Here is a 23625-nt window from a genome sequence, read left to right on the forward strand (position 1 = left end):
TGCGAACGTCCGTGCTACAATATTCCTTGTGAATATATGGAAGGCGGTGGAGCAGTGACTGCAAGACGCTGGGTGATGACCTTCATACGGATGCACAAGCTGGTATTTGTATGCGGTTTCTTAGTAACTACGTTAATGACCTTAGTGAACCTGATGTATCCGTTCCTGGGCGGACGGCTGATTAATATCGCTTTTTATGATCAGGATCTGAATACCTTCCTGAAGCTGTGCCTGATCTATGCCGGAATTCTCCTGTTCAATCAGTTTATTGTGGCGACGCTGAACAATCTGATCTCCTCCCAGATGATGACGGGGTTCGTGTTCGATATCCGGCGGGCGCTATTCCGCAAAATCCTGCATCAAAAGGGGAAGGATCTCTCGGGGATGTACAGCGGCGACCTGATCAGCCGGATGAACCGCGATGCCAAGGACATTATGAATCTCCTCTTCTGGAGCGGACTGTGGGGGTATTCCAATCTGCTGCATATCGTGTTCGCCGTAGGCTTCATGTTCTATTATCATATCCTGCTGGGAGTGTTCACGGTGGTGCTGGTGCCTGTCGTGTTCTTGGCCTCGAAATACTTTAAGCAACGGGCGCTTAGCGTTAACCGGGATCTGGCGGCGGAGCAGGGGAGGCTGTCCTCTTACTTATTTGAAATTGTGGCGAATATGCGGGAGATCAAGCTGCTGAATGCCGGGAGGCTGGTGACCCGCACCTATCTCAGGCGGACAGTCTCTATCCATCACAAGCATGTGGACAATGGAAGAATCGAAGTGACCACCGAGCGGGTGAACGCATTCATCACGCTTGCCGCACAGCTGCTGCTGTTCATCATTTGCGCCCGGCTGATTGTGAAGGGGCAGATGCAGCTTGGTGTTTTTGTGGCTGCCGCCAGCTATTTCAATATGGCTGTGACTTACTTCAGCTCGATGAGCGGCAAGATTACCGATACCTGGGGGCAGAGCGTGTCCTTGCAGCGTGTGGCGGAGCTCCTGAATGAGCAGGAGGAAGACTATAGAGAAGCCCTTCTGCCCACACTGATTAAGGAGGGGACCATTGAATTTCGCAATGTCAGCTTCGGGTATACGGAAGAGAGACGGGTGCTGGACGGGTTCAATCTCCGTGTGGAGGGAGGGAGCACCGTGGGCATTGCCGGAAGGAGCGGAGCCGGGAAAACAACGCTCGGAAGCCTGCTATGTAGCCTCTATCCCGTTGAAGGCGGCGAGCTTCTGATCGATGGCCGCAACGTGAACGAGTATAATCTGCACAGCTTGCGGAGTCAGGTGGGCGTGGTTCATCAGGAGACGGTTCTGTACAATAACACGCTGCGGTATAATCTGTCTTTTACGAATAACCGTGATCAGGACAGCCTGTTACTCGAAGCACTTAAGAGAGCTGCGCTGCAGGAGCTGGTCCAGAATCTCCCGGATGGACTCGACACGGTGCTGGGGACTTCAGGGCAGGAATTATCGGGCGGCCAAAAGCAGCGTCTGGCTATTGCAAGAATCCTGGTCAAGAATCCGAAAATTCTGGTCTTCGATGAAGCGACTTCGTCCCTCGACAGCAAGAATGAGGCGCTGATCCGGCAGATGACCAGTGAGCTTGCGCAAGACCGGACGCTGATCATCATCGCCCATCGGCAGTCCACGCTTAGAGGCTGTGACCGGATCGCAGTGCTGGAGGACGGCCGGGTCACAGGCTACGATACTCACGAGGTACTCATCAGAAGCAATAAAACGTACATAGATCTGTTCAGCGAACACTGTGCAGGAGGCGAAGCGGTATGACTATGACAAGATGGGCTGCCTATAAAGCACTGACTCAAGGAATTGAAGGGGTCCGTAAGCCGCTGCTGGCGCTCGCACTGTTCAAGCTGTGGAATCTGGTCTGCGGACTGCTTCCGTTATTCCTGTACTCTGTGCTCGTCAACCGTGTGCTGGTAGAGGAGCATATGAATGAGCTATGGCCCGTTATCGCGGGATATCTGGGAGTATTCCTGCTTACGACGGCCGGGATTGCGGTCAGCAGGCGCTACTCCAACCAGTTGCTCCTGAAGTATGACCTGAGGCTTAAGCGCAAACTGCTGAATAGAGTGAGCAGCCTGGATTATGAGGAGTATAGCGGGTACAGCATTGGTGATCTAAAAAGCCGGATCGAGCAGGATTCAGCCGCAGCCGGACGGTTTTTCACGGTTCATCTGTTAGATTTCAGCTACGCTGTCCTGTATGCTGCTGCGCTGGCTGGGATTCTTGTAAGCTATGAGTGGCGGATCGCCCTCCTTAGCTTCGTCTTCGTTCCGGTCTCCTTACTGACGGTGAATCTCTTGGGCGAGAAGACGAGGAAGGCGGGGGAGGAGCTATGGAGGCTGCAGAACGGTTACGAATCCTTTTTACATGCAAGTCTGCAGAACTGGAAGGATATTAAGACCAATAATCTGGAGGAGGCCCAGCTAGAGGAATTGAACGGGCATTATGCGGCTATTCGTCCGGTGTGGTTCCGCAGCCAGCTCTATCAGCATCTGGGCGTTACTTATTCGTTCTTCACCAAGAACTTCATAACCCAGCTGTTCATTTATTTCATTGGCGGACTCTTCGTGATTAAGGGCTACTCGGAGGTCGGTGTGCTGCTGGTATTCATCAGCTTCTACGGGCAGTTCTTCGGGTTCATTGAGACGATCAGCAACGGCCTGATGAATTACAAGAATGATTCGGTGAATATCAGTAAAGTGATTGGACTGTTGCAGGCAGAGGCGGATCATCGGCCTTACATGCGCATTAGGGGACAAGAGATTGAGGTTCAGAATTTGCAGTTCCGCTATGAGGGGACGAAGGCCTTCGCACTGGACGGAATTTCGTTCTCGGTGGGGAAGGGGGAGCATCTGGCCATCGTAGGGCAGAGCGGCAGCGGCAAGTCAACGCTTGCCAGGCTGCTGACCGGACAGATGAAGCCTCAGGGCGGGAGCATCCGCATCGGAGGCACGGATCTGCATGCGGTGAACAGCGGGAGTGTGGCGGCCAAGGTAAGCATCGTGGTGCAGGAGCCTGTTCTGTTCAATATGACGATCCGGGAGAACCTGCTGCTGGCGGGGGACGGGGCAACGGAAGCAGAGCTGATCGCCTGCTGCCGCAGCGCCAATATCTATGACTTCATTGCATCCCTCGAGCAAGGGCTGGATACGGTTGTCGGGGAGAAAGGGATGAAGCTCTCCGGGGGCCAGAAGCAGCGGCTGTCGATTGCGCGGGCGCTGCTGCAGCAGCGGGACATTATTATTTTCGATGAAAGTACAAGCGCCCTGGACCCTGAGAATGAGAGCGGCATTAGGAATGAGCTGAAGCGCCTGTCGGCCGGCACCACCATGATCTCGATTGCGCACCGCCTCTCTACAATTCAAGACTGTGACAAGGTGCTGGTTCTGCAAGACGGTAAGGTGGCAGCCTGCGATACCCATGCCAACCTGCGTAACCGGAATGAAGCGTATGATCTGCTGTTCCGCAGCCAATACGCCGCCTTAAGCCATACCACAGAACTTGTTCATTGACGGCGTCTCCGCCCGGTAATATATTAAAATTAAGATTAACTATGTCCGTGACAGACTGTTGAGGAGAAGAGAAATGAGCCCGATCCATGTGTGGATACCTGTCGTATTTTATTGGCTGCCGATGCTCTTCTTTTTCTACATGGGAATGGATGTGCTGCTGCGCAACCCCCGGAAGATTGAACATCGTCTGGTAAGCGCTACAATTCTGTGCTATTTCCTGATGTTCCTGGAGGAGTACATCCGGTATATGCTGCCGATTGAATACAGTCCGGTGCTGGCTGCGGTTTGGTTCGCCAATGTCGGTATCCTCATTCCAGGGCTTGGCTTCCATCTGATTGCCCGGTTGATTGGCCTCCATAAGCGGATGTCCCGGCCGTGGTATCCCTATCTGTTTCATATCCTAACGCTGGCGATCCCGGCTGGACTCCTTGGTCAACGTTCCTATACTTCTGTGCAGCTGTTCACCGTAAGCGGGGTATGGAAATGGCCGGTGGCGAACGGGGCTTACTACGGGACTCTGACGGCCAGCCTGCTGCTGAGCTTCGTCCCGATTGCTATGCTGCGCAGTGCGCGCAAGTGGAGTACCGCCGATCCTGACTATCAGGAGCATGGCGGTATCTTCAAGCTGCTGGAGTACGGCTCCTGGGTGACGTTCCTCTGGGTCGCTGTATTCGGCTATTTCCGCTTCAATGAAGTGCTGCCGCCGTATACGTATATCTATGGAGGGCTGATCTGGTGCTTCGTGCTGCGCCTGTCCATGCAGAGGTATGAGTTCCTTAATCATGCGGGACAGCGCTACAAAAAAATGTTCCAGATCAACTCGCAGGCTGCGCTGCTCGTCTCGTTGTCCGGGAGCATTAAGGAAGCGAATCCGAGTGCCGGTAAGATGTTCGACCATCTGACCCTGGAGAAGGCTAACCTTGCTGATCTGGGCGGTGCGGAGATCGTAGCGAAGCTTCAGACGCAGGACGATATCGGTGAGTTGGAGATGGTTCTGCATAGCGGGGATAGTCTAATCGAGGTGATGATTAACGGGGATTACGTGACCGTGGATCATGAGCCTCATGCCGTACTGCTCATCCGCGACATCCGGCTGCGCAATCAGCATGTACGGCAGATTGCCTTCATGGCCTACCATGATCCGCTCACAGGGCTGCCGAACCGCAGGCAATTCTATGATAAGCTGGAGGAGACTCTTGCGGAAGCAGAGCGCAGCGGCGGGGAAGTAGCTATCCTGCTGCTGGATCTCGACCGGTTCAAGCAGGTGAACGACCGCTGGGGTCATGAGGCCGGAGACCAGATGTTATGCAAGGTAGCGGGCATGATCCATCAGCTGGTCCAGCCGGACGGGCTGGCGGCCCGCTTCGGCGGCGACGAATTCGTGCTGTTCTGCCCCGTAGGCGGGGACGGACTGACCGCCACAGAGCTGGAGCACCGGCTGCTGGCGGCGGCTGCACAGGCCACGCTGGATTATGAAGGCGAAGAGCTGAAGATCGATATGAGCATCGGCATCAGCTTGTATCCGCAGGACGGAACGGCCCCGGACGCGCTGCTGCGCCAAGCCGACAGACGGATGTATGCGATCAAGCGGGGAGAGGCGGAGGGGAATCATGAGATTTGAGATTGGCGGGGAGATGTCGTTAATTGAGGAAACCGTGCGGGAGTTTCTGTGTGAGACGGCAAGGGTCCTTGATATCGAGAGCACTTCGCTACAATCGGGTTATCAGGCGGTGGACTTATTCCGTCACCGGATTCTCGTAGAGAGTGAAGGCAGACAAGAGTACAGCTCTGTGATTACCAAAATGGCGAATGGAATTGAACGCCGGGTAATGAACCGGTTAATGGATCAGGGGGCTAATGTCCCTTTTAATAGAGCGGGTAATCTGGATTCGGACCATCGGGGGCTCTTGTGTATTCAGGACGTAGATTATCAGACGGATTATCAGAATCTGGATATCGCGATGCTTCAGCACAAGGAAATGCAGGCGCTGGCTTATATTCATAACCGTAATCGTGGATTGCAGGAGGAGTTAGCCTGGCTCCCCCGGGTTAACCGTGCATACATAGAGACTATAATTGATGGAGTATGGCGACCCGCATGGGAAGAGGCCAAGCATAATGAACGGTTCGTGGAGACCTTCGGGACGTACATATCTGAGGTCAATGCCATATCGGGGAAAATCGTGGACGAGCTTGAAGCCGTCTGGAAGGATGAGACCACTCACACGCTTATACATAATGATCTGAACCCCGGAAATATATTGGTACACAATAATGATGACGTTATGTTCATTGACTGGGAAGAAGCGCGGTACGGCTCCCTGTTCCTGGACATCCCGATGCGGGTTGACCGGTCTCAAGCTGGAGAATACCGTGAAGTGCTGGCTTCGCTGGGATGGGTGCTTCCTGCGGATACGTTTGAGCAGAGATATCGGGCTGCTTCGCGTTATCTCGGCTTGCGTTATATGACTTGGAGCTTGGGGGCCTGGCTGCAGGACCCTGGTACTGAGGGCGGGCTGCGGCGATATTTGGATATGGTTATTGTGTAGTAGGTATAGGTAACAATTAGACATATCCAACTTGCATAGAGGCGGTGCTGAATATGGTATTCAACAAAATCAAAGTTGGCAGATTAAGGTGGGGATCTATTTATGTATTCCTTACGCTGGCTCTGATTGGTACCGGGTGCTCGCTCAATACGGAGGAAAAAGTGAAGGAACTGAATGCTGTTGATGTGCCTGCTGACGAAATAGTTGATATATCCTGGAATGCTGGGTGGTCACCAGCAATCAGCGTAACTCCAGGCATTCTGTTTGAGCTGCGCGGCAGTGATGATGTTATCTATGAATTATCTGGAGATACTGCTTACCTATGTGTTGATGCTGGGGGGAAGCTTGAAAGCCTCAGCAAAGGAGGAAACACAAAGAAATCCGGGGAACGCTTCTACTGGAACTACCTCTATGGAGACCCGCAGATACAGCCCATTGATGTTGGAGACTCATGGATCAACATTATCCGTAAGGAGGAAAATTATCGCACCGGCTGGGTCTTGATAAAGATATCCTCAGGAACAGACAAGACAGCAGAGGGGGAGAATGGATTGTTCAAAGCTGAAGTTATGGCAAGCCTGGAATTTCCCCAACAGGACGGTAATTACCAGGTGATCTCGGATAAGAATCTGCTGGATCTTGAAGCCGCCTACAAAAAATGAATAGAACTGATAAATAAAACCCCTTCTGGCGAAGGGGTTTTATTTATCACCAACGTTGAGAATTCACCTCCATTGAGGTGAGGGGCTGAATCGGAATTTTCAACTGCATGGAGAACGTACGTGCTATAATTAAGGAAGCTATTGCCTGACCAATTCATTTCATAGGAGCTGTGTCACATACCATGATCAAGAAAGAAGCCGCACATATCCGCAAGCAGTTCAAGATGGACCATGATCAGCTGAATCTGTACGATATTCTGAATGTCTATATTATGAAAGAAACGAACGAAATCTACCACTTCGAGCGCCAGCCGTTCGCCATGCTGGAACGCGAGAAGCAGGAGCTGTATATGAGTAACTTCCGGAAGCTGCTGACGGGCGAGCTGGATCAGAAGCTGTTCGAGCTCAAGTTCCTGGAGGAAGCGGAGGAGCCGTCGCAGGTGATGCTGCACCAGGGGCTGATAACCGGTGACCCGGAGGAGTGGCAGGACCTGATGCTCATGCTGGTGGACAAAATGCTGGTGGATGCCAAGTATGAGAAGGATGCCGTAGTCACGTTCGTGCGGGGGCAATACTTCCGGCCGACCAAGGCGCGTAATGATGAAGCCGAGGAGACCGGAAAGGACGAGGTCTTCGCGCATCCGTTCATTCTGTGCAGCGTGAATTCCACAGAGCAGCAGCGTAAGACGCTTTTGTTCGATTATGTAGAACGGGAGTTCAAGTATAATATCATGGTTGATCCGATCATCAAGCTGAGTACGCCGGAGCAGGGCTTCTTCTACCCGAGTGTGACCGACAACTATTCGGATATCAACCGTGTGCTGTACTGCACAGGGAGCGCGAATAACCCGAACCCGCAGTTCATCGAGCAGGTGCTGAATGCGGAGCGGTCGGTGACGGCACTGGAGGAACGGTCTATTTTTGAAGATATTGTGAAGGAAGTGGCGGGCGAACAGATCGATGTGGCGACCATTGCCCAGGTGTACGAGGAGATTCATCAGGTGATTGAGGACAACGCGGAGGAGGAAGAACCGCCGAGACTCGATTACCGCGATGTGGAGCGTGTGCTGAAGGCCAGCGGCGTGGAGGATGTGACGGCGGAGAAGGTGGAGCGCGCGTTCGAGACCATCGTGGACAATAAGCACTATGAGATGAAGGCCAGCAGCGTCATCCCCAAGTTCACCTCCAAGTCGATCAAGATCGATACGAAGGTTGCTTCGATCACGATCAGCCCGCAGGACCTGAGATATGTACGGCAGGTGAACTACCAGGGCAAGCGCTGCATCATGATTGAGATTGATGAGGATGCGGTGATCGAAGGCTTCACGCTGCTGACAGAGAACTTATCCTAATCTGTATAGAAGGTTTTTTTGGAAAAAGGGCTATCCCGATGTCTCCTTAGGAGAACGGGAAGCCCTTTTTGTGTAGGTGTAGGGTTGGTGCGAGAGCACATGGCCCAACCTATGCCCATGAAAATGAGTAGCAAGAGTTTATCGCAGGTTGTACCAAACGTATTTTCACAGAAAAATGACCACAATTGGACCGTGTGCGCTGGGTAGGCGAAATGTAATCGGAAAAGCGACCGCAATTGGACCGTGTGCGCTGGGTAGGCGAAATGTAATCGGAAAAGCGACTACAATTGAACCGTGTGCGCCGCGAAGGCGAAATGTAGTCGAAAAAGCGACTAGAATCTCCTTCGCTAGGAAGAGCTTCCGTATTTCTCCCAGACCGCTGCATATTTCTGCTCCCAGATTGCCCAGCGCTTCTCGGCGCCGTATTTCGCCTGGAGCTGCTTCAGGTATTGCTCCGCAGTCTCTGTCTCCCCTGTATCCAGCAGGAACCCGAAGGTCTCTTCACTTAAATGCAGTGCTGTCCGCTGCATATAGTATTCAATAATGGCCCTGGCATCTGTTAAGGTGTACAAGAATTGAAGACCCTGATCCAAGTGGAGCAGCAGGTCTGCCGTGAACTTGTCCACATCTACCTCCGGCGTCAGGAAGTAGCGTTCCGGAGCGGCGGGGACGATTTGGTTGATCCGGGCATAGAAGTGAGCCAAGCCCAGAGACTTAGCAGGCCTATACTGCGCAAGCTCTTCGGAATGAAGATTGTAATTCACATAGAAGCTGAGCTGCTTGTATGTATTGTACTTGTATTTCTGGATATTGATTTTATAGCTGAATTGGCCCTCTGTCTTGTAGAAGTTCAGATCCTTTGTACGGTAGCCCTGTGCGGAGAAAAAAGGTTTGACGTCCTGCTTGATGATCTGCTTGAACAATTCCTGCATATCTAACAATTCCTGCATAGTAAGTAATCCTCCTTCCTCTGGTGATCATAGACTGCATATTATAACATGTGGGCTGACAGCTATAATGTACTATAAACAGAATAATCTCAAATGACTTCATTCTGGGTAAATATAGGATAGGAGGCAAGAAAGGAGAATGGAGTAAGTGATGAAAAATGTTAAAATTCTGCTCGGTGTATTCGGGTTCGCTGCCGTTATGGTGGTTCTGTTCGGCTGGGGGTTGCCGGTAGTTTTTCAATTATTCCTACATAATGATTATGCGAGAAGTGTTATCTTGCTGGTGGTGTTCAGTCTGGTGGTGTTCGGCAAACGGTGGAACTGGTCAAATGGGCTGGTCTATATCATTGCGCTGTTTTCCTTCTTCGGCATGTTCATCGACTCGGCGGGCAATCCGGTCTATAACAAGCCGCTGGAATGGATCGTCTCATCTATAGGTCAATTGCAGCTGAACCAGGATGTCAATAATTATGCGCCAGGCCAGTATGTCATTTCGGATAACTTAGCTATACTGAAGCCTGGCGGGGAGATGGTCACACTAAGTACCGTATGGTTATACCTGTACCGCTTGGCCCAGTATATGGTGCTCTACTCCATTATAGGCACCCTGCTTAGTGCGATCCGGGGCAAAGGACCTGAGCGCCTGCCGCTCACCTCCACATCCGTAGACGAGACGTTGACACCGCATATGGAGCAGCGGGTAGCCGCGGAGCTGAAGCGCCGGGAGGCTGCAAGCACTTCACGGAAGGTCGTTCCCGAGGAAATTCAGGAGCATGTACGGCAGTTAAAAAAGGATGGACAGCTCATTCCGGCCATCAAGCTGGTCCGCCAGCATACGGATATGCCCCTTGGCGAAGCCAAGCGGTATGTGGAAGAAATGTAGAGGATTATTTAACAGTCCGTTCTGTGCAATCGACAGAGCGGGCTTTTTTGATAGAATTTATAAGTTTTGGGGTCCCCGCAAAGTACCTGAGTCATCACCTACGCTAAAGCCCCACTTTTTTTTGGGGGGGTGCGCGTATTTGCGTCATTTCAAATCACGCAAGGACTTAATACACATTTATTGGCGAAAAAACTAAAAATAATTTGTCGAATTAGTTAACTTAATCGCGAAAAATGTCGATAAACCAGTATAGAAAACTAATGCTTGCTAATGCCGGGCATGTGCAGAGCGTGTGCAGCATGTTCAGAGTTTTGCGGAAGCGTTATCAATATTATGGAAATGGTCATTCGACAAGGAGGAAAGCGATGTTTAAGAAATTGGGGAAGATCGGGCTGGCTGTGGTATTGGTGATCGGGCTGCTGCCCATGATGTCACTCCGTGCCTATGCGGCGGTGCCGTCATTCAATGAAGCGGCTGATTTTGTAATTGAGCCTCCGGTTACGTATGCGGCGGGTAAAAGTCTTACGGATGCGCAGGGCCTACAGGATGGAAGTACGGCGGTGCTGCTGAATTCATTCGTCTATCAGGGGAATTCTTACACGGCCTCTAATTTCTTAAGGGTCTATAACAGCGCAGGAACGCTTATCACGGACGTTAACCTGGGCAACCTGATGGACACCTATTACAAAATGACGTATGTGAGTATGCTTGCTCTCAATAACGGAAATCTGCTGATTATGTACAGTAAAAGCGACTCCAGCGAGTACAACCTGCAGCTGGGCACAGTTACCGAGAGTACACCCAATGCCTATTTCATGGTGCTGGATAAGAACGGTCAGAAGGTGACCGGCCAGACCCGGCTGAATACCTTCAGTGCGGCCAGTCAGCCGCAGCTAACGCGTTTTATATCTGCGGCTGAGCTGTCTAACGGCGATATCGCTTTTTCCTGGCAACGAAATGATAATGTAAGCACGGTTACCCGCGTGTTCACTGCTGCGGGCGCACCGGTGTCAAGCGAAACCCTGCTGGTAGCTGCCAATGCGAGCATGTCCTACGTAGCTGCTGGTGACGGCGTGTACATGGCGGCCTACAATACAGGGGCTCCGAACGATAATATCTATCTGCAGTTATTCAATAACAGCGGAACCTCCATAACCACCATTAATGTTGGGGCGAGAACGAATGAGAAGCAGTTGTATCTGTCTACGCTGAGCAACGGGAATTTCATGTTCAGTCAATATGCCTGGCAGACCGGAATCACGAGTGTCTCCTTGTATGACAACAATGCTAGCTATGAAGGTACGTTTACAGTTAACGGGGCTCTGCAAACAGCTTCCGCTGCTATCTACAAAAAGGGCACACTGCCGGGTTTCGTAACGGTAAGCACGGACGCCGCGTCGAATAAGGCCATTGATGATGCCTATAACTATGGCACAGAGTGGTCGGGAACCCAGTACGCCTACCTGAATTACTATGACAATGACGGGACCCTGCTGTATACAACGGATCAGCCGGTGGATTCCGCTCCTGCTGTATTTCAGGGTTACGATGCAGCTAACTGGGTGTTCAATGTGGAATATTATGCGAAGTTCGCTGTATATCCGGCCTTCGGCGACAAGATTGTTTTCATCACAACGGATAATACAGATGCCACTCATTTCAGAATTACCGGCAAGCTGTTTAACAGGGTGGCTTTAACTCCGGTTGTGCTGCAATCGGCTGTAGCGGACGGTGTGCCGGGAACCACTACTTCAACGAAGATTGACCTGACCTTTGATGCTGCGATTGCCGGACTGACGGCAGACGATATCATTATTACAGATGGCACAGGCTCTGCGGTAAAAGGGTCCTTGAGCGGATCGGGGACCGCTTGGAGCCTTGCGCTTACTTCAGTGACTGGCGAGGGTGATGTATCCGTGGCTGTGAATTCGCCTAGCGGATACTCAGTTAGCGGTTCGCCGCTGACGGCAACCGTCTCGCTGTTCAAGCCAGCGCTGGAGCCAACCCCGGCAGCGGTGATCGACTACGCAGCCGAGCAGCTAAGCGGTCTGAGCGCGAATGGCACGTATACTGTGAACGGTAAGGCGGTAACCGCGACTGCGGCTGGCACCCTGGCGCTGGAGCAGAGCTGGCTGGGAGAGTCCCTGAGTATTGTGAAGCAAGGGAATTCTACGACAACGGTAGACAGTGTGGCGCAGGTGCTGGTCATTCCATCCCGTCCGGCGGCGCCAACAGGTGTGACGGCAACGGAAGAACTGGCGATAGATGCGGACAACGGTACACTTGAGAATGTGACTTCAGCGATGGAGTATAAGCCAAGTACCGGTGGAGTATGGACGGATGTAACAGGTACAACGGTGACGGGACTGGCTCCGGGTACGTACGAGGTCCGTGTGAAATTGACGGCGTCGTCTTTTGTATCGGAAGCGCATAGTGTAACGGTGAATGCGTATGTGCCAACGGCAGAGGCTACCCCGGCAGCGGTGATTGACTATGGGGCCGAGCAACTGAGCGGTCTGACGGCGAATGGTATGTATACCGTAAACGGTACATCGGTAACGGCGACTGCGGATGGTACGCTTGCGCTGGAGCAGAGCTGGCTTGGAGAGTCCCTGAGTATTGTGAAGCGGGGGAATGCTTCGACAACGGTAGACAGTGCGGCGCAGGTACTGGTCATTCCATCCCGTCCGGCAACACCTGCTGGTGTGACGGCAACGGATGAACTGGCGATAGATGCGGACAACGGAACACTTGCGAATGTGACTTCAGCAATGGAGTACAAGCTAAGTACCGGGGGAGTATGGACGGATGTGACCGGGACATCTGTGACGGGACTGGCTCCGGGTATGTATGAGGTCCGTGTGAAACTGACGGCGTCGTCTTTTGCCTCGGAAGCGTATAGTGTTACGGTGAATGCGTATGTGCCAATAGTAGAGACAACCCCGGCAGCGGTGATTGACTATGGGGCCGAGCAATTAAGCGGTCTGCTCGCGAATGGTCTCTATACGGTGAATGGCACATTATCGATACAGGCGGATGCGGCGGGCAAGCTGGCGCTGGATAGCGCTTGGCTCGGAACCTCACTGAGCCTTGTGAAGCAGGGAAATGCGTCCACGACGATTAACAGTGCGGCGCAGACCTTGACCATCCCTGTTCGTCCGGCAGCACCTGCCGGAGTAACAGCAACGAATGAGACGGCGATTAACGCGAAGAACGGTACGCTTACGAATGTGACTCCGGCTATGGAGTACAAGCAAGGGGCCGCAGGCGTATGGACGGATGTAACAGGTACAACGGTGACGGGGCTGGCTCCGGGCACGTACTACGTCCAGACCAAGGCGACTTTGACGGCTTTTGCCTCGGAAGCACACAGCGTGAATGTGGTTGCGTATGTAGCGATACCGGAAGCCACACCAGCAGCGGTCATTGATTACGAAGCTGAGCAGCTGAGCGGTCTGACGGCAAACGGTACGTATACATTGAACGGTACGTTGAACGTAACAGCAGATGCAGACGGTAAGCTGGCGCTGGATAGCGCTTGGCTGGGCAGTTCCCTTAGTCTAGTGAAGCAGGGGAATGCGTCAACTACTATAGATAGTGCGGCGCAGACCCTGACGATTGCTGCCCGTCCGGCAGCGCCTGCCGGAGTAGCGGCAACGGATGAGACGGCGATTCACGCGAAGAACGGTACGCTTACGAATGTGACAACAGCCATGGAGTATAAAAAAGGTTCAGCAGGCGCATGGACAGATGTCACAGGCACTGAAGTAAGCGGGTTGGCCCCGGATACGTACTATGTCCGTACGAAGGGTACGGTTACAGCTTTTGCCTCGGAAGCACAAGCTGTAACGGTGAATGCCTACGTACCCACTCTGGAAGCCACACCAGCAGCGGTCATTGACTACGAAGCTGAGCAGCTGAGCGGTCTGACGGCAAACGGCGTGTATACACTGAATGGTTCGTTGGTCCTAACAGCGGATGCAGACGGCAAGCTGGCGCTGGATAGCACTTGGCTGGGCAGCTCCCTGAGCCTGGTGAAGCAGGGGAATGCCTCCACAACCATCAATAGTGCGGCGCAGACTTTGACTATTCCCGCCCGTCCGGCAGCGCCTGCGGGTGTAGCTTCAACAGACGAAACGGCGATTCATGCGAAGGATGGCACGCTCACGAATGTGACAACAGCCATGGAATATAGACAAGGTACAGCAGGCGCATGGACAGATGTTCCAGGCACTACCGTCACAGGCCTTGCGCCAGGCGTCTATGTTGTCCGCACGAAGGCGACAGCAACGGCGTTCAGCTCAGCTGCGGTGGAAGTGACAGTGACCTCTTTTGCATCTGCGGCGGAAGTGACGCCTGCGGCGGTGATTGATTTTAACGCTGAGCGATTGACAGGTCTGATTCCAGAAGGGGTATACACCGTAAATGGTACGGCTGTAACGGCTACTATGGACGGAATGCTCCTGCTAGACAGCAGCTGGCTGGGAACCACACTGAATATCGTGAAGACAGGCAATGGGGTAACCACTACCGATAGTGATGCGCAAGTGTTGAGTGTTCCCGCGCGTCAGGCTGCTCCGGTTGGAGTGAGTGTCACGGATGTGACCTATAACGGGGCCAATGACGGAACACTGCAGAATCTGACCGTCCAGATGGAATACCAGATGGGGAACACAGGGGCTTGGACAGAAGTTACAGACACTACGATTACCGGTCTTGCACCAGGCACGTATTATGTGCGGGTGAAGGCTACGTCAACGGACTTTGCTTCTGCTATTGCTCAGGTGACCGTGCATGACTCAGATGCCGTGATCCCGGCGGCTCCAGAAGTGGTAGCGGATGATCTGAACAATACGATAATGGGCCTGAACACTAGCATGGAATTCTCCGTGGATGACGGACCCTTCGTACGATATGACGGAACCAACCTGCCGGATCTCAGCGGCGAGCATACTGTGAAGTTACGGGTTGCGGCCAGCGGATCAGTTCCGGCAGGACCGGCAGCTACGCTGACTTTTACAACGAATGTCTTGATCCCTGCCGGGGACTTGACTGTGAGTGCCAGTGATCCGGGTGGAGCAGAGAGTAACGGCTATACACAAATCAAGGTTACGCCTGCACCGGCTGAAGGGCATAAGCTGCTGTATAAGAATTTTGGTGCTGGCAGCATCATCGTGCCGAATGTGGGAGATCTCCTGACCGGATACACTCTTGTAGGCAGTGAAGGGCTGATTCCGGCAGCCGATGGTGACACGCTTGGGATTGCTGAGGTAGATGCGGAAGGTATTGTGGTAAAATACGGCAGCGTCATGGCAGTAGTTGCGGTGACTACTCCGGTAACACCAACTCCCGATCCGGTCAGCCCGGGAAGCGGAAGTAACCCGAACAGCGGGACTCCTTCCGGGAATCCGGCCAGTACGGTCACCGATGTGATTGTCCTTGTAAACGGTAAGGAGGAGAACGCGGGCAAAGCAACGACCACGACCTCCGGTAACATTAGAACAACGACCATCGCGGTAGATCCGGCCAGATTGCAGGCGAAGCTGGATGCTGAGGAGAACGGGGCTGTAGTAACTATTCCGATGATGCTGGATTCGAATGTGATTATCGGCGAATTAAGCGGCCAGATGATCAAGAATATGGAGAATGTGGCGGCCACCCTGGTGCTTCAGACCAGCAAGGGAAGCTATACGTTGCCTGCATCCGAGATTAACATTGGCGCCTTGGCCGCAAGATTAGGTAACGGGGCTAAGCTGGATGACATAACGCTGAGAATTACCATTGGTGATGCTTCGGCCGCCATGAACCAGGTGGTTAGCGCTGCAGCAGGCAGAGGCGGCCTCACCCTTGCAGCGCCAGCCCTGGATTTCACAGTTACTGCTTCTTCCGGGACCTCAACAGTAGAGTTGAACCGGTTCAATGCTTATGTAACACGTACCCTGGCGCTTCCGCAGGGGATTAACCCTACCCGGCTTACAACAGGTATCGTTGTCGATCCGGATGGAACGGTGCGTCATGTACCCACCCGAATCATCCTGAAGGATGGTAAATATTATGCAGAGATCAACAGTCTGACGAACAGTACCTATTCGGTGGTCTGGCACCCGCAGACATTCGCGGATGTGGAGAAGCATTGGGCGAAGAATGCAGTGAATGACATGGGCTCCCGTCTGGTCATTAACGGGGTGAACGCATCCAAGTTCAACCCGAACGCGGACATTACCCGTGCAGAATTCGCAGCGATCATCGTACGCGGTCTGGGGCTGAAGCTTGGAGAGGGAACTGCGGAATTCGCAGATGTTCCGGCGGATAGCTGGTATGCAGCAGCAGTCGGAACAGCGTCAGAGGCGGGTCTGATCAACGGCTTCGAGGACGGAACCTTCCGTCCCGGAGACCGGATCACACGCGAGCAGGCCATGAACATCATCGCTAAGGCGATGAAGCTGACCGGTCTCGCAGAACAGACCGGCACAGTGAACACCGCAGGCGTGCTTGCAGGCTTCACGGATGCAAGCCGCACGGGAGCCTGGGCGAAGGACAGCCTGGCGCTCGCAGCCTCCGCCGGCTTAATCACCGGCCGCGGCGGCAATAAGCTGGAGGCACAGGCTAACGTCACCCGCGCAGAAGTGGCGGTGCTGATTCAGCGTCTGCTCCAGAAGTCGAAGCTGATTGACTAACGGATTAGACTAAGATATTCGAATCAGAAAAAGCGGATTCAGACATTGTGCTGAATTCGCTTTTTTTTTGACCGATGAAGTTTAGGGTTTGGCGTATAGCAAATTAGGATAAGGCTCGATCTGGACCTTGGATAACCTGTGGTGAGGGAGATAGCAGGATGGCGGGCGGAAGCAGTTGGATTTTATACACTTGCTGCAGAACGGATGAGTCCTAAAGGGACAGCAGTTGGATAAAGGATACTTAATGGATCACTATTCAGCGAAATTGGCACAATCCCAAGAATTAGCTGCTGTTTTTCCACCTGTTTGCGTACAATCCCCGGAAATCGATAAATTAAGATACATTTGTCCACTTGCTGGTTACCCGGGAGATTGGAAGCTTGGTGCTTGCTAGATAAGGTCTGGTATTTGCTATAATTGGCTATAACAGAATTTTCAGGAGAGGGTCATGGTGGCATGTTCATTGTTAACGTAGAAGCAGCAATCTGTAAGGAAGATAAGTGGCTTGTGATTACACGGAGTACCAAAGAAGAGCATGCAGGAGGGACTCTGGCTCTTGTAGGGGGAAAAGTGGATATGGAGGGCAACACGCTCGAAATCCTCGAACGGACGGTGAAGCGCGAATGCGAGGAGGAGGTGGGCATCATGATCAAGGATGCGGTTACTTTTGTGTATAGCTCCTCCTTCGTAACTGAGGATGGTCGCCATGTCATCAATATGGTGTTCCTATGTGAATATGAGAGTGGTACAGCAACTAACCGGAGTCCTGATGAAGTGGAAGCCGTCCATTGGCTGACCTGTGATGAGATCCTGAAGCATCCCCTGGCTCCTCCCTGGACCCAAGAGAGTATTCGAAGAGTAGCGCTGGCAAGAAAATAACCTGAACTCACACCCACCCCGTGAACTCCAGAATACTCGCCTTCGCCGATTGTGCCTCAGACTGCGCACCCTTGCGCCATTCCTTGGGGGAGACGCCCATCAGCTTGGAGAAGCAGCGGTTGAAGCTGGAGATCGAGTGAAAGCCGACCTTCTCCGAGATCTCCAGAATCGAATCCTCGGTGCTCTTCAGCTGCTTGCAGGCTTCCTCAATGCGGGTGCTGCTCAGGAAATCGAGGGGGGCGGTGCCCATCATGTCATGGAATTTGCGGCGGAAGTGGGTGGTGCTTAAGTGGCATAGCTCGGCCAGATCATTAATGGTCATCGGCGTCATATAGTTCCTGGTGATATACTCCAGCGCAGGGGAGATCACGAAATCGCCCTTCAGGCTATGCCCGGCCTCCTGCCCGCTCAAGGCTTCGTTCGTAGAATGAATGCGGAGCAGCTCAATGTACAGGGACAGCAATAAGCCGTACGCACTCTCCTGATAGTAAGGCTTCTGCTGCTGCAATTCGAGGACGATGGAGGTAGCCAGCGTATAGACGAGGGGGTGCTTGTCCCTGCTTAGGATACAATTGCTGCCCTGCACTGCCCAGAGATTCGGCTCGAAGCCGGCGTAGGCGCTCTTGAAGGAATGCTGAAACAGATCCTCCGGCGAGAAAAACAAATAGGACCACAGACTGGCCTCTCCCGGAGAACTGTACGTCGTGTGGGGCAGATACCGCGGCAGGAAGGTTACATCTCCGGCGGCAAAAGGCACGTTCTCGCCCTTAATCTCCATGATCCCGCTATCTGAATAGCAGATCCCGATCTCCAGATGGTTGTGGAAATGCAGATGCTCGCTCTTGATATCGGAGATCTTCCAGCGTTCGCCGCTGAGCAGCAGGACCGGGAAATGGATCGGCAGGCTATAGTGGCGGTACTCAATGACGGGTTTCTTTTTTCTGGGCATCTTCAGCAGCTCCTGTCCTTCTTGCGTTAGAATAGGAATGAAGAATAAAGGGTCGAAACTGCGCAGTTTTGATGTGAATGTGCTTAGATGTAGAACATTTTACTGCTTACAATAGATTCTGTAAAGCGCTTGCAAGCGGATGGACGGATGATAGCTGCCTTCAAGAGACGCAAGGAACAGGAGAGGGGAATACACATGCTTCAAGTTCAATATAACCGGGAAGAAATCTTAAGCGTAATCGATAAGGTTGCCAGGAAGACACTGGCGATGGATTTAACGTGGGAGTGGCCATGCGGCGTTGCGTATTACGGGGTGTCCAGAGCCTACCAGACCACGGGGAATCAGGACTACCTGGACCAGCTGGTGAAGTGGGTAGATGAATATATTGAGCTGGGACTGCCCGCCTTTACGGTCAACACCTGTGCGATGGGCCATATGCTGATCACGTTGTATGAGGAGACGGGGGACCAGAAGTACTGGGATATTGTGTTGAGTAAAATCGGCTATATCCGGGGGAGCGCGCTGCGGTTCGGGGATCAGGTGCTGCAGCATACGGTCTCGGTATCCAATGACTTCCCGGAGCAGGCCTGGGCGGATACGCTGTTCATGGCGGCGTTCTTCCTGCTGCGTGTGGGCAGCAAGCTGGAGGATCAGGAGCTGATTCAGGACGCGCTTAACCAGTATTACTGGCATATCAAATACTTGCAGGACCCAAGCACCGGCCTCTGGTTCCACGGCTATAACCATGTGAAGCAGGACCATATGTCCGGGCTGTACTGGGGCCGGGCGAACGCCTGGGGAGCCTATACCATGTCGCAGGTGAAGCCGCTGCTTAAGGAGTGGTATCTGTACCCGCAGTGTATGGATGTGGAGTGCTCGCTGCGGGATCAGCTGGCGGCGCTGAAGCTGGTGCAGACGGAGAACGGCCTGTGGCGCACGCTGCTGGACGATGAGGAGTCCTATGAAGAGGTGTCGGCGTCCTGCGGGATCGCGGCGGCCATGGTGAATAACGGCAATCCGCTGCATACCAAATATGTGCAAAAGGCCCTGAAAGGCATTCTGGAGAACATCACGGAAGACGGACGTGTATTGAACGTATCGGGTGGCACCGCTGTCATGAAGGACCGTGAAGGGTACCGCCATATTCCCAAGGACTGGACTCAGGGCTGGGGCCAAGGCCTCGCGCTTGCGTTCCTGTCGGATCTGCTTAAATAGGAGGGATAGGCGATGGCGAATAAATCCACAGGCTCCACAGGAGCTTTTACCCTGCCGGGGGAAGCCGGTTATGAAGCACTGACCCTGAAGCTTGCCGAACGTTGGGGAGCCGATGTCATTCGTGACAGTGACGGTACACAGTTGTCGGAAGAGATTATCAGTGCCGGTTACGGCATCTATTCGACCCTGTGTATCATCCGCGACCATAACGCTTGGGCGTCGAGGAACCCGGACAAGCTGCAGCAGACCTTCCTGATTACAAGTCCGAAGGTGGCTGTGCAGGATTACATATCCATTTATCTGCTGGAGGATTTCTTCGCGGAGCAATTCAGGGTGAATGATTCCCGTGAGGCGTTCAAGTACTGGCAGGTGTACGACCGGACAACCGGGAAGGAGGTGCCGGGGGAGCAGTGGAATTACGACCGGGAGTCCGGCAATGTGGTGCTAACCGGCATTACGCCTTGGCATAAATATACCGTCAGCTTCATGGCCTACCGGATCTGGGAAGAGATCTCCATGTACAACCACACGACGAATCACTGGGATAAAGAGCATCTGATGCAGATCGATCCGATGTATCCCGAGACCCGGCAGTACCTGTTGGACTGGATGGAGGACTGGTGCGGGGAGCATCAGGCGACGACCGTGGTCCGGTTCACCTCCCTGTTCTACAATTTCGCCTGGATCTGGGGCAGCAACGGGCGGAACCGCCATCTGTTCTCGGACTGGGGGTCCTACGACTTCACGGTGAGCGCCCGGGGACTGGATCTGTTCGCAGAGCAATACGGCTATTCACTGAGCGCAGAGGATTTCGTGAACGGCGGCAAATACCGAGTCAGTCATATTCCGGCGGAGCAGCGTAAGCTCGACTATATGGCTTTTATCAACGATTTCGTCATCGGGTTCGGCAAACAGTTAATTGACATTGTTCATAAGCACGGCAAGCTGGCCTATGTCTTCTATGATGACAGCTGGGTGGGCGCTGAGCCCTACAATGACCGCTTCGGGGAGTTCGGCTTCGACGGGATGATCAAATGCGTGTTCTCGGGCTATGAAGCCAGACTCTGCTCAGGGGTGAAGGTGGAGACGCATGAGATCCGGCTGCATCCGTACCTGTTCCCGGTTGGCCTGGGCGGCGCACCTACCTTCATGGAAGGGGGCAATCCCACACTCGATGCGAAGCAATACTGGATTAACATCCGGCGCGCCCTCCTGCGTGAGCCAATCGACCGGATTGGCCTGGGCGGCTATCTGCATCTGGTCGAGCCTTACCCGGATTTCTGCGCGTATATTGAGAAGATTGCGGATGAATTCAGGGAGATCAAGGAGCTGCACCGGCAGGGGGAGCCTTATCACATCAAGACTAAGGTAGCTGTTCTGCACTCGTGGGGCAAGCTGCGGTCGTGGACCCTCTCCGGCCACTTCCATGAGACGTATATGCATGACCTGATTCATATCAATGAGGCCTTGTCCGGCTTGCCGGTGGAGGTGCAGTTCATCGACTTCGAGGATGTCCGCCAGGGTATCTTACAGGATGTGGAGGTGGTGATTAATGCAGGCAGTGCCGGTTCGGCGTGGAGCGGCGGGGACCACTGGAAGGACAGCCAAGCGGTGGATGCCTTGACGGAGTGGGTGTATAAGGGCGGTACGCTCATCGGGGTGAATCAGCCTTCCGCCGTGGATGGCTACGATCATTATTTCCGGATGGCGCATGTTCTCGGGGTGGATGAGGACACCGGCGCAAGGGTAGCGCATGGCAAATGGGCTTATGAGGTTCAGCCGGTGCCGGATCTGGTGCCGGATGGCGTCAGTCTCACACCGAAGAACGGGGTCTATCTGACTGACGGGGCTGCTGCGGTGATCCTGGAGGCAGAGGGCAAGCTGGCCTTGTCTGTGAATAGCTTCGGGAGAGGGAAGGGCATCTACCTGCCGTCCTTTGCCTTCAGCTGGGAGAATGCCCGCCTGCTGCTGAATCTGATCCGCTATGCCGGCAACGAGCTGGAGGAGACCCGCTACCTCCCGGATAACCTCTATACCGAGTGCGCGTATTACCCTGAGAGCAGGCACCTGGTTGTGATTAACAATAGCGACCAGCTGCAGAAGACCACCATCGGGACGGACTACGGTCCGCAGGTTGTGGAGCTGGAAGCTTTTGATACGGTGATTCGGGTGATGGGTAGGAATTGAATCGTTATCATACTTATGATAACATGGCGCTAAAAGGAGGGGAGTTTAATGCCACAGATTCGGCCCGTATCCGACTTGCGCAACCATTTTGCTGAAATATCCCGGATTGTTCATGAGAATAATGAGCCTGTTTTTTTAACCAAAAATGGTTATGGGGATATGGTAGTGATGAGTATCGAACAATATGAGAATATTCAGCAGAATCAAGAGATTATCATGAAACTTAAAGAAGCTGAGCATGAAGCCGATACCTCTAAGGAGCGCTATACTCACTCTGAAGTATTTAATAATTTGCGATAGCAGATTCGGAGTAAATCAGATCAATAACGCCCTGCCAAGGCGTTTTTTATTTGCGTGAATTTGCGTGTCCAGGCACGCATCATTTAGCCGAGGAAGTAAGAAGAATTCTGCAAGAAATGCAACAATCTTGCCCCATAGAAGCGGTCTATCCCTGAAATCATGCACAAAATGCAACAAATCCAGCGATAACTTGCCCAAAACACCAAAAATTGTGCAAATAATGCAACATTGTAATTCAGCCAGAAATAGGTGTGGAGGAATCCTGCAAAAAGTGCAACAATTCTCTCTACAAGCGGCCAGTGAGAGAAGGCATTAGCAATGAGCTTGCAGCACCGGATGCAGCTAATGGTCTGTTGGATAAGTTTGATGAAGCTATTGCCAGGTTAGAGTTATTTCCATTCTCAGGTCCTGTTGCCCGTAACATGAATGGCTTAAAGGATGAATACCGTTCTCTGGTTGTGGACAACTACATAGTCTTCTATGTTGTACTAGATGATATTGTTGAGATTAGACGGGTGCTTCACGGGAAGCGCAAGTATGAAGATTTGATGTAATATATAGAGGTACATTATTTTCCCGTAGGGGTAGAAAAGAGCGTATCATGAGAATCATCATTTCACCTGCCAAAAAGATGAAGACGGACACGGATTTCCTGGAATCCCGCCAGGCTCCGCAGTTCTTAAACGAGTCACAGACGCTCCTGGCCCTGCTTCGTAAATTAAGTTACGCAGAAGCCAAGGCGTTGTGGAAATGCAATGACGCTATTGCTGAGCTGAATATGCAGCGGATTGAAGAGATGGACCTGACCCGGAACCTGACCCCGGCGATCTTCGCTTATGAGGGCATCCAATACCAGTACATGGCGCCGGGGATTTTTCAGACGGAGGAGCTGGACTATCTGCAGCAGCATTTGCGGATCCTGTCCGGGTTCTATGGGATCGTCCGGCCGTTCGACGGTGTGGTCCCTTACAGGCTGGAGATGCAGGCCAAGCTCGGCGGGCCGGGCTTCAGTACCCTCTATGAGTTCTGGAACCGTAAGCTGGCCGATCAGCTGTTCGCAGAGACCGACACGATTGTGAATCTGGCCTCCAAGGAATACAGCAAATGCGTCTCTCCTTACTTAGGCGACGATGTCCGGATGGTTAGCGTTGTATTCGGGCAGGAGATCGGCGGCAAGGTGGTGGAGCGGGCGACACTGGTTAAGATGGCCAGGGGGGAGATGGTCCGGTTCATGGCGGAGCAGCAGATTACCAGCGTGGAGGAGATTCAGGGCTTCAGCGGATTTGACTTCCGGTATGAAGCGGCTTTGTCAGATGAGAACACCTATGTGTTCGTCCAGGCCAAACAAAACAAAGAGTAGACTGATAGAGTGAGCAGTACAGAGGGTAATCTTGAGGATGGTGGAAACGCCGGATTCGGGGTTACCCTTTTGTTATTTGCGGGCGGAAGCTCGCTTTTTGTAAAATAAGGAAGAACTCAGAAC

Annotated in this window: 16 protein-coding genes; 14 read left to right on the top strand and 2 right to left on the bottom strand. The window is 52.9% G+C overall.

Annotation, left to right across the window (positions count from 1 at the left end; translation table 11 throughout):
- Nucleotides 1-54 precede the first annotated feature (54 nt).
- The 6 genes from NST04_RS26410 to NST04_RS26435 all read left to right on the top strand — a co-directional run bounded on the left by NST04_RS26410 (nt 55) and on the right by NST04_RS26435 (nt 8102).
- Complete coding sequence (locus NST04_RS26410) at nt 55-1788, top strand: ABC transporter ATP-binding protein (RefSeq protein ID WP_341186932.1); 1734 nt, start codon at nt 55-57, stop codon at nt 1786-1788.
- Nucleotides 1785-3539 carry an ABC transporter ATP-binding protein gene (locus NST04_RS26415; protein WP_341186933.1) on the top strand — a complete coding sequence of 585 codons (1755 nt, stop codon included), beginning with the start codon at nt 1785-1787 and terminating at the stop codon, nt 3537-3539. The genes NST04_RS26410 and NST04_RS26415 overlap by 4 nt, the downstream gene beginning before the upstream one ends.
- 73 nt (nt 3540-3612) lie before the next feature.
- Entirely contained in the window at nt 3613-5160 is a 1548-nt protein-coding gene (locus NST04_RS26420; RefSeq protein ID WP_341186934.1) for a GGDEF domain-containing protein, read from the top strand.
- Nucleotides 5150-6088 carry a phosphotransferase gene (locus tag NST04_RS26425; RefSeq protein ID WP_341186935.1) on the top strand — a complete coding sequence of 313 codons (939 nt, stop codon included), beginning with the start codon at nt 5150-5152 and terminating at the stop codon, nt 6086-6088. Before NST04_RS26420 ends, NST04_RS26425 begins: the two co-directional genes overlap by 11 nt.
- A 53-nt stretch (nt 6089-6141) precedes the next feature.
- Complete coding sequence (locus tag NST04_RS26430) at nt 6142-6750, top strand: hypothetical protein (protein WP_341186936.1); 609 nt, start codon at nt 6142-6144, stop codon at nt 6748-6750.
- Between the two features lie 182 nt (nt 6751-6932).
- A complete protein-coding gene (locus NST04_RS26435) occupies nt 6933-8102 on the top strand; it encodes a DUF4317 domain-containing protein (RefSeq protein ID WP_076158698.1) in 1170 nt (389 codons plus the stop codon).
- 347 nt (nt 8103-8449) lie between these two features.
- On the opposite strand, the gene NST04_RS26440 is transcribed toward NST04_RS26435, so the two are convergent.
- On the bottom strand, nt 8450-9052 hold the full coding sequence (locus NST04_RS26440; protein ID WP_341186937.1) for a DUF4304 domain-containing protein: 603 nt from the start codon (nt 9050-9052) through the stop codon (nt 8450-8452).
- A 151-nt stretch (nt 9053-9203) separates the two neighbouring features.
- Between NST04_RS26440 and NST04_RS26445 the strand changes: the two genes are divergently transcribed.
- From NST04_RS26445 to NST04_RS26455, 3 genes are all read left to right on the top strand, one after another.
- Complete coding sequence (locus NST04_RS26445; RefSeq protein ID WP_341186938.1) at nt 9204-9935, top strand: hypothetical protein; 732 nt, start codon at nt 9204-9206, stop codon at nt 9933-9935.
- Nucleotides 9936-10300: 365 nt separating this feature from the next.
- The gene (locus tag NST04_RS26450; RefSeq protein ID WP_341186939.1) at nt 10301-16612 is read left to right on the top strand and encodes an S-layer homology domain-containing protein; all 6312 of its coding nucleotides are present in this window, start codon (nt 10301-10303) and stop codon (nt 16610-16612) included.
- Nucleotides 16613-17068: 456 nt separating this feature from the next.
- Complete coding sequence (locus NST04_RS26455) at nt 17069-17491, top strand: NUDIX domain-containing protein (protein ID WP_341186940.1); 423 nt, start codon at nt 17069-17071, stop codon at nt 17489-17491.
- Between the two features lie 7 nt (nt 17492-17498).
- Here NST04_RS26455 and NST04_RS26460 read toward each other — a convergent pair whose 3' ends face one another.
- Nucleotides 17499-18440 carry an AraC family transcriptional regulator gene (locus NST04_RS26460; protein WP_341186941.1) on the bottom strand — a complete coding sequence of 314 codons (942 nt, stop codon included), beginning with the start codon at nt 18438-18440 and terminating at the stop codon, nt 17499-17501.
- A 195-nt stretch (nt 18441-18635) separates the two neighbouring features.
- On the opposite strand from NST04_RS26460, the gene NST04_RS26465 reads away from it, so the two are divergent.
- The 5 genes from NST04_RS26465 (at nt 18636) to yaaA (ending at nt 23502) form a co-directional block, all read left to right on the top strand.
- The gene (locus tag NST04_RS26465) at nt 18636-19655 is read left to right on the top strand and encodes a glycoside hydrolase family 88/105 protein (RefSeq protein ID WP_341186942.1); all 1020 of its coding nucleotides are present in this window, start codon (nt 18636-18638) and stop codon (nt 19653-19655) included.
- A 12-nt stretch (nt 19656-19667) separates the two neighbouring features.
- Nucleotides 19668-21842: a 1,3-beta-galactosyl-N-acetylhexosamine phosphorylase gene (gene gnpA / locus NST04_RS26470; protein WP_341186943.1), complete on the top strand. Its 2175-nt coding sequence runs from the start codon at nt 19668-19670 to the stop codon at nt 21840-21842.
- A 48-nt stretch (nt 21843-21890) separates the two neighbouring features.
- Nucleotides 21891-22142, top strand: coding sequence for a type II toxin-antitoxin system Phd/YefM family antitoxin (locus NST04_RS26475; protein WP_341186944.1), 252 nt, complete (start codon nt 21891-21893; stop codon nt 22140-22142).
- Between the two features lie 299 nt (nt 22143-22441).
- Nucleotides 22442-22696, top strand: a complete 255-nt coding sequence (locus NST04_RS26480) for a type II toxin-antitoxin system RelE/ParE family toxin (protein ID WP_341186945.1) — start codon at nt 22442-22444, stop codon at nt 22694-22696.
- 47 nt (nt 22697-22743) lie between these two features.
- Complete coding sequence (gene yaaA / locus NST04_RS26485; protein WP_341186946.1) at nt 22744-23502, top strand: peroxide stress protein YaaA; 759 nt, start codon at nt 22744-22746, stop codon at nt 23500-23502.
- Nucleotides 23503-23625: the final 123 nt, after the last annotated feature.

Source organism: Paenibacillus sp. FSL H7-0756, from assembly GCF_038006765.1.
In the GTDB taxonomy this organism is placed as follows: Bacteria; Bacillota; Bacilli; order Paenibacillales; family Paenibacillaceae; genus Paenibacillus_AQ.

Excerpts from the sequence above, each read along its gene's own strand:
- gnpA (WP_341186943.1), top strand. The coding sequence starts at position 19,668 with ATGGCGAATAAATCCACAGGCTCCACAGGAGCTTTTACCCTGCCGGGG.
- NST04_RS26455 (WP_341186940.1), top strand. The coding sequence starts at position 17,069 with ATGTTCATTGTTAACGTAGAAGCAGCAATCTGTAAGGAAGATAAGTGG.
- NST04_RS26425 (WP_341186935.1), top strand. The coding sequence starts at position 5,150 with ATGAGATTTGAGATTGGCGGGGAGATGTCGTTAATTGAGGAAACCGTG.
- NST04_RS26420 (WP_341186934.1), top strand. The coding sequence starts at position 3,613 with ATGAGCCCGATCCATGTGTGGATACCTGTCGTATTTTATTGGCTGCCG.
- NST04_RS26475 (WP_341186944.1), top strand. The coding sequence starts at position 21,891 with ATGCCACAGATTCGGCCCGTATCCGACTTGCGCAACCATTTTGCTGAA.
- NST04_RS26430 (WP_341186936.1), top strand. The coding sequence starts at position 6,142 with ATGGTATTCAACAAAATCAAAGTTGGCAGATTAAGGTGGGGATCTATT.
- NST04_RS26440 (WP_341186937.1), bottom strand. The coding sequence starts at position 9,052 with ATGCAGGAATTGTTAGATATGCAGGAATTGTTCAAGCAGATCATCAAG.
- yaaA (WP_341186946.1), top strand. The coding sequence starts at position 22,744 with ATGAGAATCATCATTTCACCTGCCAAAAAGATGAAGACGGACACGGAT.
- NST04_RS26415 (WP_341186933.1), top strand. The coding sequence starts at position 1,785 with ATGACTATGACAAGATGGGCTGCCTATAAAGCACTGACTCAAGGAATT.
- NST04_RS26460 (WP_341186941.1), bottom strand. The coding sequence starts at position 18,440 with ATGCCCAGAAAAAAGAAACCCGTCATTGAGTACCGCCACTATAGCCTG.
- NST04_RS26435 (WP_076158698.1), top strand. The coding sequence starts at position 6,933 with ATGATCAAGAAAGAAGCCGCACATATCCGCAAGCAGTTCAAGATGGAC.
- NST04_RS26465 (WP_341186942.1), top strand. The coding sequence starts at position 18,636 with ATGCTTCAAGTTCAATATAACCGGGAAGAAATCTTAAGCGTAATCGAT.
- NST04_RS26445 (WP_341186938.1), top strand. The coding sequence starts at position 9,204 with ATGAAAAATGTTAAAATTCTGCTCGGTGTATTCGGGTTCGCTGCCGTT.
- NST04_RS26450 (WP_341186939.1), top strand. The coding sequence starts at position 10,301 with ATGTTTAAGAAATTGGGGAAGATCGGGCTGGCTGTGGTATTGGTGATC.